General features: G+C 64.3%; 1 protein-coding gene and 1 pseudogene. Both read left to right on the forward strand.

Going from position 1 to position 1923, the window contains the following annotated elements:
• Positions 1-623: pseudogene (locus tag QZY48_RS02165) on the forward strand (hypothetical protein); the annotation flags it as partial.
• A gap of 84 nt (positions 624-707) precedes the next feature.
• Positions 708-1923 (forward strand): HAMP domain-containing protein (locus tag QZY48_RS02170; RefSeq protein ID WP_295427099.1); only part of this gene is annotated, 1216 nt, incomplete at its 3' end.

The following is a 1923-nucleotide window of genomic DNA, read 5'->3' on the forward strand; positions in this document are numbered from 1 at the left end:
AGCAAAGTACCGGCATCGAGCAGGTGACCCAGGCGGTCGCCCAGATGGACGAGGTCACTCAGCAGAACGCGGCCTTGGTCGAAGAAGCGGCGGCGGCGGCCGAGAGCCTGGAGGACCAGACCCGCGTGCTCTCCGAGGCGGTGGCGATGTTCAAGCTGGAAACGGGGTCTTCTCATCCGCTGCGCCGGCGGGACAGGGGAGACGGGGATGATCGCTCCCTTGCGCTGACGCGGTCGCCTTCGGGCGCGATGCCGGATTCGGGTCAAACCACTGGGACGGATTGCGAAAGTCTGGCGACCTGCCCCTTTTTCAACGACAAGATGAAGGGGAACGCGGCAACCGTCGCGTTGATGAAGAAAAAATATTGCCGTGGCGACAAAACCGCCTGCGCGCGCTACAGCGTCTCCCAGGCCGTGGGAAAGGAAAAGGTGCCGTTGGATCTCTATCCGAACCAGACCGAACGGGTCAAGTCAGTGATCGCGGGTAGCGCATCGAACCGCGCCCCGCTGACCAGCGGTGGCAAGCGTCAGACGACCCTGCCCAAAGCGGGTCGCGCGCCACTGAACCCGGCAAAACCGCTGCTCGCGCTAACCGCTGACGACGACCAGTGGGAGGAGTTCTAACGTTGATCGTCCGTTCATGGCGTCCCGCGAGACTCGTTTCTCACGGGTTGGTCACCATCATCGACACCGAGACATCTTCCCATCATGTCAAATCCTTCCGTCCTGACCGCCCCCGCCGAACGGCTGCTGGCCCGTTTGCGCCTGCCTGGCAAAATCGCCCTGATTGGCGCCGCCTTTCTGGCCGTGATTGCGCTTCTGTTCGTCTTCTTCATCCAGGCACAGTGGAACGCAATCCGGTTTTCGGCGCTTGAGCGCGATGGCGTCGCGCTGGTGCGCGTGGTGCCGGAGGTTATGTTGCCTATCCAACGCCACCGTGGGCTGCTTGCCCGTCTCGGCAGCGGCGACGAAACGCTGCGCGGGGCCGTGGCGGAGGCGCGCGCTCAGGCCGATGCGGCGTTCGAGTTAGCGGCGCCAGTCATGGCGACGCTAGGGGTGGAACTCGGCGTGGAGTCCGATTGGAAAGCCCTCGGGGAACGCTGGCGGACGATGACAAATGCCGGGGCGTCCGCGCCCGCCGAGGCGTTTCAGGCGCACAGCGAGCTGCTCGATGCCATGCTCGTCTTTGTGTCACGGGTCGCGGACCGCTCCAACCTCACGCTCGATCCCGACATCGACTCCTTCTATCTCATGGATGCGGCCATCGTTCAGTTGCCCAACATGGTCGAAATGAGCGCCATCATGCGTGGTCAGAGTGCCGGGATCGCGGTCCGTCAGACCATCGCCATCGATGAACGCATCGAACTGGCGGCACGCCTGGCGCTGTTTGGCGACCATGCCAAAATGTTCGACGCGGGGTTGGCCAAGGTCGCCGGGGCAAATCCCGTGGCGGCGGCCCGCCTTGACCGCCAGCGCGATGAGGTTGAACGCAACGTCAAGATTTTTTCCGACCTGCTTGACCGCCATTTCGTGCGTGGCGCGGTCGCGGGCATTGATGGCGAGACCCTGTTCACGACCGGTACGCGGCTCGTCGAGGCGGGTCATCAACTGTGGCGGATCGTCATCGAGGAATTGGATCAGGTCATCGCCGCGCGTGTCAGCGCCATGCAGCACCGCCTCTGGACGGTCTGCGCCGTGGTCTGTGCCCTGTTGCTCGTCGTGGCCTATCTGTTCATGGTTTTGCGCGGCGCGGTTGCGCGCTCTGCGGCGGCGATCGAGGCCGGTGCGCGCCGCATTGCCACGGGCGATCTGGCGTCCGATGTGCGCTGCGACACGCGCGATGAATTCGGCGAGATCGCGCTCGGACTCAATCGGATGCGGGCCACGCTCCGCGAGAGCCTTGAAAAAGAACGCAGCGCCGCGC

Origin of the sequence: uncultured Thiodictyon sp. (assembly GCF_903828115.1) — a bacterium.
Classification (GTDB): Bacteria; Pseudomonadota; Gammaproteobacteria; order Chromatiales; family Chromatiaceae; genus Thiodictyon.